The 6,600-nt window shown below is 73.8% G+C and carries 7 protein-coding genes; 2 read left to right on the top strand and 5 right to left on the bottom strand.

The window, feature by feature from the left end:
- Window positions 1–59: 59 nt before the first annotated feature.
- The 4 genes from fxsA to ACFV6E_RS33650 all read right to left on the bottom strand — a co-directional run bounded on the left by fxsA (window position 60) and on the right by ACFV6E_RS33650 (window position 4,232).
- On the bottom strand, window positions 60–647 hold the full coding sequence (fxsA, locus tag ACFV6E_RS33665) for an FxsA family membrane protein (RefSeq protein ID WP_385466902.1): 588 nt from the start codon (window positions 645–647) through the stop codon (window positions 60–62).
- Between the two features lie 120 nt (window positions 648–767).
- A complete protein-coding gene (locus ACFV6E_RS33660; RefSeq protein WP_385176727.1) occupies window positions 768–1,559 on the bottom strand; it encodes a polyprenol monophosphomannose synthase in 792 nt (263 codons plus the stop codon).
- Between the two features lie 567 nt (window positions 1,560–2,126).
- Complete coding sequence (locus tag ACFV6E_RS33655) at window positions 2,127–3,740, bottom strand: amidohydrolase (RefSeq protein ID WP_385176724.1); 1,614 nt, start codon at window positions 3,738–3,740, stop codon at window positions 2,127–2,129.
- Window positions 3,741–3,791: 51 nt separating this feature from the next.
- The gene (locus ACFV6E_RS33650; protein WP_385176721.1) at window positions 3,792–4,232 is read right to left on the bottom strand and encodes an Lrp/AsnC family transcriptional regulator; all 441 of its coding nucleotides are present in this window, start codon (window positions 4,230–4,232) and stop codon (window positions 3,792–3,794) included.
- A 265-nt stretch (window positions 4,233–4,497) separates the two neighbouring features.
- Between ACFV6E_RS33650 and ACFV6E_RS33645 the strand changes: the two genes are divergently transcribed.
- Together ACFV6E_RS33645 and ACFV6E_RS33640 are read left to right on the top strand one after the other, a co-directional pair.
- Window positions 4,498–4,935, top strand: a complete 438-nt coding sequence (locus ACFV6E_RS33645; protein WP_385176718.1) for a hypothetical protein — start codon at window positions 4,498–4,500, stop codon at window positions 4,933–4,935.
- A gap of 143 nt (window positions 4,936–5,078) precedes the next feature.
- Window positions 5,079–5,342: a hypothetical protein gene (locus ACFV6E_RS33640; protein ID WP_385176715.1), complete on the top strand. Its 264-nt coding sequence runs from the start codon at window positions 5,079–5,081 to the stop codon at window positions 5,340–5,342.
- Here ACFV6E_RS33640 and ACFV6E_RS33635 read toward each other — a convergent pair.
- Complete coding sequence (locus tag ACFV6E_RS33635) at window positions 5,305–6,477, bottom strand: acyl-CoA dehydrogenase family protein (protein ID WP_385176712.1); 1,173 nt, start codon at window positions 6,475–6,477, stop codon at window positions 5,305–5,307. The two genes, ACFV6E_RS33640 and ACFV6E_RS33635, sit on opposite strands and share 38 nt — an antisense overlap.
- Between the last annotated feature and the right edge of the window lie 123 nt (window positions 6,478–6,600).

The following is a 6,600-nucleotide window of genomic DNA, read 5'->3' as shown; positions in this document are numbered from 1 at the left end:
GCTGCCGATCCCGTGATCGGCAGCAGGCCCCTCATCGCTCGGGGCGGGCGATGGCCGCCTCAGCGGTTCAGCGGCGGGCGCGGGCCCGCGTCCGGCTCCTGGGGGCCGTGTCCCGGGGCGTCGTCCCTGATCACCTCGCCCTGGACCACCTTGCCGTCGGGCCGGTGCATGCGGGCCTGCTGGAAGGCTCCGCCGAAGCTGCCGGGCGCGGCCTCCCGCATCTTGCGGTCGAGGGTGCGCCCGGCGAAGCCGCCGACCGCCTTCTGCACCGGCGGCACCAGCAGGAGCAGCCCCACCGCGTCCGAGATCAGACCCGGGATCATCAGCAGCAGCCCGCCGAGCATCATCAGGCCGTTCCCGCGTCCGCCGCGCTCGCTCGCGGCCGCGGTGCCGTCCTGCTGCCGCTGGAGCGTCTCCTGGAGGTTGCGGAAGGCCCGGCGCCCGGCCCGTTTGACGACCACCGCGCCGCCGGCGAACCCGGCGACGATCAGCAGCAGGACGGTGCCGCCGCCCGCCGCGCCCGCGACCACGGTCAGCAGCCAGATCTCCAGCACCAGCCAGGCGGCGAGGCCGAGCGGCAGGAACGTACGCAGCCGGGATCGGCGCGGCCGGGAGGTGGACATGGGAGTCGAAGCGCCAGTCGTCATGGTTCCAGTGTGCCTGGCGCCGGTTCAGCGCGGGATAAGGGGATGATCATGACCTCGGCGCCACTCGCACCTTGCCCCGGCCGGACTCGCGGCCGCTCCCGGCCGGACTCGCGCCCGGCCTCAGTCGGACTTGCGCCCCGTGACCCGGCCGACCCGCTCGCCCACGCCCCACGAGGTGACCCGCCACAGCGCCTCCAGGAGGATGTCGCGGCTCATCTTGGAGTCGCCGAACTCGCGCTCCACGAAGGTGATCGGGACCTCCACGACGTGATAACCCGCCTTCACGGCACGCCGGACGAGGTCGACCTGGAAGCAGTAGCCCTGGGAGGCGACGTCGTCGAGGCCGAGCCCTTCGAGGGTCTCGCGGCGGAAGGCCCGGTAGCCGCCCGTGATGTCGCGCTGGGGCAGGTCGAGGGCGACCCGCGAGTAGAGGCTGCCGCCGCGGGAGATGTACTCGCGGGACTTGGGCCAGTTGACCACCCGGCCGCCCGGCACCCAGCGGGAGCCGAGCACGAGGTCGGCGCCCTTGAGGGCGGTGAGCAGCCGGGGCAGTTCCTCGGGCTGGTGCGAGCCGTCGGCGTCCATCTCGATCAGTACGCCGTAGCCGTTCTCCAGGCCCCAGCGGAAGCCCGCGAGGTAGGCGGCGCCCAGGCCCTCCTTGCCCTTGCGGTGCAGCACCCGGACCTGCTCGTCCTCGGCGGCCAGCTCGTCCGCCAGCTTGCCCGTGCCGTCGGGGCTGTTGTCGTCGGCCACGAGAACGTGCGCATCGGGCACGGCGGCCCGCACCCGGGCGACGATCTTCTTGATGTTCTCCGCCTCGTTGTAGGTCGGAATGATCACCAAGGCCGTGCCGAGCGGGCCGGACTGCCTCCCCTGGGATCCTGCCGCGAGGGTCCCGTCGCCGTCGTTCACTGCTGCCCCTTCATGTCCGTACGCAGGGGACCACCATAGTGTGCGCGGCCTGCGTTGCCGCGTCGACGCGTACGTGAGCGGGATGTCTGTTCACCGGCTGCCGGACGGGCGGGGCACGGGCCCGGGGCGCGGCCGCCGGCCGGCTGCGGATCGGGGCCCGGCGCCCTTCGGGCCGGCCCGGGACCCGCTGGCTGCGGGTCGACCGGAAGCCGTTGTCTACTGAGCGTCCGGGCCCCATCCGGGTCGCACCTTCCCCCGCGCTCGCGCGGAGCGGGGAGGGACCGATCCGGCCGGAACGTTCCCTCGCCCCGTGGCGCGGGCACTGGGCCTGGCTCCCAGGGGTGGAGTGCCGGTGCGGCACGCCACCCACTCACCCAGCGGCGCTGCGGCGACTGCACGGAAGTTCCCCGGTCGGACGTCCGGTGGTGGACCCGGCAGAACCTACCCGCCCTCCGCAGTCGGCTGTCAACAGCCGTCTGACCTGCGATTTTCCCCTGAAGTACCTGGTCAGTGCGGAGGAGCGCAGGTCAGCGCCCTTGATGATCAGGGCCGCGCCGCTCCGGGACATCACTCGTCCGGGCGCACGAACACGGTCCGGCCGCCCACGACGGTGCGCAGGCAGACCGGGAGGTCCGCGCCGGGGGTCAGATCCGGCAGTCCGGGCGTGCCGGAGCGGGGGTCGGTGGACCAGCGCGCGACCCGGTCGTCCGGTGCCTGCACGACGAGCTCCTCGGTGCGCCACACGGCGTAGTCCGCCGGGGCCCCCGGGACCAGGACACCCGCGTCGTCCCGTCCGACGGCGCGCCATCCGCCACGCGTATGCGCGGTGAACGCGGCGCGTACGGAGACCCGGTGTCCGGGGGTCCGGTGGAACGCGGCGGCACGCACGGTGCCCCACGGGTCGAGCGGCGTGACAGGGCTGTCGGAGCCGAAGGCGAGCGGTACGCCGGCCCGCAGCAGGGCCGCGAACGGATTGAGCGTACGGGCCCGTTCCGCGCCGAGGCGGCGGGCGTACATGCCGTCGTCGCCGCCCCACAGCGCGTCGAAGGCGGGCTGCACGGAGGCGGTCAGGCCGAGTTCGGCGAAGGCCGCGACCGTCTCGGGGGTGAGCATCTCGGCGTGCTCGATCCGGTGCCGGGCGGCGCGCACCCGGGCGAGGCCGGTCTTCTCGGCGGCGGCGCGCACACCGTCGACCACGGCGCTCACGGCGGCGTCGCCGATGGCGTGGAAGCCCGCTTGGAGTCCCGCCTCGGTGCAGGCGACGACGTGGGCGGCGATCGCGGCGGCGTCCAGGTAGGCGGTGCCGGTGTGCTCCGCGTCGGCGTACGGCGCGTGCAGACAGGCGGTGTGGGAGCCGAGGGCGCCGTCCACGAAGAGGTCGCCGGCGGCTCCGGCCGCGCCCAGCTCCCGCGCCTTGTCGACGTCCCGCTCCGCCCAGTAGCCGACGACCCGGGGCCCCGGTTCCCCGGCGGCGAGCCGCAGCAGTCCGGTGAAGTCGTCCTCGGAGGAGATGTCCGGGCCCGCGCACTCGTGCACGGAGCCGATGCCCCGGGAGGCGGCGTGGGCGAGCGCGGCGCGCTGGGCCTCGGCGCGCTGCGCGGGCGTGACGGCCGCGAGGGCGGCGGCGCGCACCGCGTGGTGGGCGTCCCGGGTCAGCGGTCCCTCCCCGTACCCGGCCTGTCCGGTGACGCCGGGCACCAGGTCGAGCAGGGCGGTGGTGACGACGGCCGAGTGGACGTCGATCCGGGAGAGGTAGAGAGGACGGCCGCCGGTGGCCGCGTCGAGTTCGTGGCGGGCCGGGGGCCGGCCGCCGGGCCAGCGGGCCGCGTCCCAGCCGTGCCCGAGCAGGACGCGGTCGGCGGGGCGGGCGGCGGCGAAGTCGCGGACGAGCGCGAGCGCGGCGTCCAGGGAGGGGGCGCCGGACAGGTCGAGCCCGGTGAGCGCGAGCCCGGTGGCGGTGGTGTGCACGTGGGCGTCGGTGAACGCCGGGGTGACCAGGGCGCCGCCCAGGTCGACCACCTCGTCGACGCCGCCCGCGAAGGCGTCGGCGGCGCCCTCGGAGCCGACCCAGGCGATCTGGCCGCGTTCGACGACCATCGCGGTGGCGAAGGGGTCGGCCGGGCTGTGGACTTCTCCACCGCGCAGCAGCACGGTGTCCGACGGGGCGGTGCTCTCACTCATGGGTAACAGTCTCGCCCCTCGGACCGTGGCCCCCGCGCGCGGGGGCAGCCGTCAGATCCGGGGCGGCCGCGCCTCGTACGGCGTCGACAGCACGACGGTCGTACGAGTGGAGACGCCCGCGAGCGTGCGTACGCGCGCGAGGAGCTCCTCCAGCTCGTGCGGGGTGGAGACGCGCACCTTGAGGATGTAGTTCTCGTCGCCCGCGACGCTGTGGCAGGCCTCGATCTCGGGGACGCCGGCCAGCCGCTCCGCGATGTCGTCGGGCGCGCTGGGGTCGAACGGTTTCACCGAGATGAAGGCGGTCAGCGGCAGCCCGACGGCCTCGGGGTCGACAACCGCCGCATAACCGCGGATGACGCCGCGCTGTTCAAGGCGGCGTACCCGCTGGTGCACGGCCGACGTGGACAGGCCCGTGGCCTTGCCCAGGTCGGTGTAGCTCATCCGCCCGTCTCCGACGAGCAGCTGCACGATCTGTCGGTCCAGCTCCTCCATGGCGCAAGAACCTACCGGTCCCTTGATCCGCCGGATACCTGGGCGCCCAGGTCATACCCGGTTCGTGATGTGGCTGAGAGAGACCTGTGAGCCGACTGGCGGACAAACGCGTCAGGTCGGACCCTCGCGCACCTCGTGTGACGAAGGACACAGTGACCCGGCAGGGTTCGTGATGTTCTCGTGATTACCGCGGAGACCGGGCGGGAAGTGCTTGCTGTGGTCGAGGTCGCAGCGCCTTGTCGGCCCACCCGAGGGGGAGAATCCCATGCAGAGTCTTAAGCGCCCTGGTCGTACTACGCCCAAGCGTCAGCAGCCGGTCGTCGAGCCCGTATCGGAGGGTGTCGAACCGGACGCCCTGGACGGCGACGAGTTCGACGCGTACGACACCTTCGAGATGTACCGGGTGATCTGCCCGGACTGCGCTCAGCCCATCGCGCTCCTCGCGGACGAGGAGAGCCTGCCCGAGCACGCGCTCTGCGCCTCGCCGTGGAACCCCTTCGGGCTCACGGTCTGCGCCGGCACGGGCCGTGCCGCGGCCGACGCGCGTCCGGCCGACGACACCGCCGGGCTCCAGGAGCAGGACACCGCGCTGCTGCTGACGCTCCCTCAGGGGCTCGACTGGCGGACACAGCCGTTCTCCCACGTCGGCGGACCGGGCTCGCGCCCCATGAGGGTCCCCGACATGCGAAGCCAGGCCGCCTGAGCCCGAGCCGTCCCCACGACCGTCCCGCACCGGAGATCACCCGGGTGCGGGACCGTGGCATGCCCCGCCGCGGGGCACAGCGCGAACGCAGAGCCGATTCGGCGGGTCGGTGACCTGGCCGCCCGCAGGCACGTTGCCCTGGTATGACCTCCACTTTCCCGGCTACCGGGCGACGGCGCCGCATCTACGTCCCGCCCCCGGCGGAATCGGTCACACCGGGCCCGGCGCAGCAGGACCCGCCCATCTACCAGGCGCTGCTGCGGTCCTGGGCCGACCGCGGCCGGACGCTGCCCGGGCGCCACGACCCGGAGTGGGTCCTGCTGGCGGCGCCCCCGGCCGCTCTCGGCGAGCTCGCCGCCCTGACCGCCCTCAGCGTGACTCAGGACCCGCGAGGTGACGGGCGATGACCATCCGCTGGATCTGATTGGTGCCCTCGACGATCTGGAGCACCTTGGCCTCCCGCATCAGGCGCTCGACGGGGAAGTCCGCGGTGTAGCCGTAGCCGCCGAGCACCTGCACGGCGTCGGTGGTCACCTTCATCGCGGCGTCGGTGCACAGCAGTTTGGCCATCGCCGCCTGCTTGGAGAACGGCCGCTCGGCGTCGCGCAGCCGGGCGGCCGACAGGTACAGCGCCCGGCCCGCCTCGATCTGGGTCGCCATGTCGGCGAGCATGAAGCGCAGGCCCTGGAAGTCGGAGACGGGCCGCCCGAACTGGCGCCGCCCGGTGGCGTACTCGACGGCCTCGTCCAGTGCGGCCTGGGCCACGCCGACGGCGCAGGCCGCGATGCCGAGCCGCCCGGAGTCGAGCGCGGACAGGGCGATCGCGAAGCCCTGGCCCTCCTCGCCGATCCGGCGGTCGTCGGACACCCGCACGCCGTCGAAGTGGACCTGCGCGGTGGGCGATCCCTTCATCCCCATCTTCTTCTCGGGCTGCGCGCCGCTGAGCCCCTCGGCGTCGCCGGGCACCAGGAACGCGGTGATCCCCCGGGCGCCCTCGCCGCCGGTGCGCGCGAGCACGGTGTAGAAGTCGGCGACCCCGCCGTGCGTGATCCACGCCTTGGTGCCCGTGATCACCCAGTCGTCGCCGTCCCGGACCGCCTTGGTGCGCAGCGACGCGGCGTCCGACCCGGAGGAGGGCTCGGAGAGGCAGTACGCGCCGAGGAGGCCGCCGCCGAGCATCGCGGGCAGGTGCTCGACCTGCTGCTGCTTGGTGCCGTAGTTGGCGAGGGCGTGGCAGGCCAGCGAGTGCACGCTGACGCCGAGGCCGACGGTGAGCCGGGCCGCGGCGAGTTCTTCGAGGGCCTGGAGGTAGACCTCGTACGGCTGGTCGCCGCCGCCGTACTCGGAGTCGTAGGGCAGGCCCAGCAGGCCCGACTTCGAGAGCAGGCCGAAGACTTCGCGCGGGAAGAGGCCGTCGTCCTCCTCGCCCGCCGCCTTCGGCGCGATCTCGCGCTGCGCGATGTCGCGGACGAGCGAGATCAGGTCCCGGGCCTCGTCCGTGGGCAGTTGACGGTCCACCGGCTGCGGGGCGCGGTCGGGCATGGCGACGCTCTCCTCCCTGTCGGGCAGTCGGCGGACGCACACCAGGGTTGGGGCGGCCCCGCCGGTCTCACAGTGCCCAGCCGATGCTGCTCCTCCGGGTCACGGAAGCTGCTGATCAGCGGC

It is taken from the genome of Streptomyces sp. NPDC059785 (genome assembly GCF_042732375.1).
GTDB lineage: Bacteria > Actinomycetota > Actinomycetes > Streptomycetales > Streptomycetaceae > Streptomyces.
The sequence above is the reverse complement of the archived record's forward strand: the minus strand, read 5'-3'. Positions and strand labels throughout refer to the sequence as shown.

Excerpts from the sequence above, each read along its gene's own strand:
- ACFV6E_RS33650 (WP_385176721.1), bottom strand. The coding sequence starts at position 4,232 with ATGGAGGAGCTGGACCGACAGATCGTGCAGCTGCTCGTCGGAGACGGG.
- fxsA (WP_385466902.1), bottom strand. The coding sequence starts at position 647 with ATGACGACTGGCGCTTCGACTCCCATGTCCACCTCCCGGCCGCGCCGA.
- ACFV6E_RS33645 (WP_385176718.1), top strand. The coding sequence starts at position 4,498 with ATGCAGAGTCTTAAGCGCCCTGGTCGTACTACGCCCAAGCGTCAGCAG.
- ACFV6E_RS33635 (WP_385176712.1), bottom strand. The coding sequence starts at position 6,477 with ATGCCCGACCGCGCCCCGCAGCCGGTGGACCGTCAACTGCCCACGGAC.
- ACFV6E_RS33640 (WP_385176715.1), top strand. The coding sequence starts at position 5,079 with ATGACCTCCACTTTCCCGGCTACCGGGCGACGGCGCCGCATCTACGTC.
- ACFV6E_RS33655 (WP_385176724.1), bottom strand. The coding sequence starts at position 3,740 with ATGAGTGAGAGCACCGCCCCGTCGGACACCGTGCTGCTGCGCGGTGGA.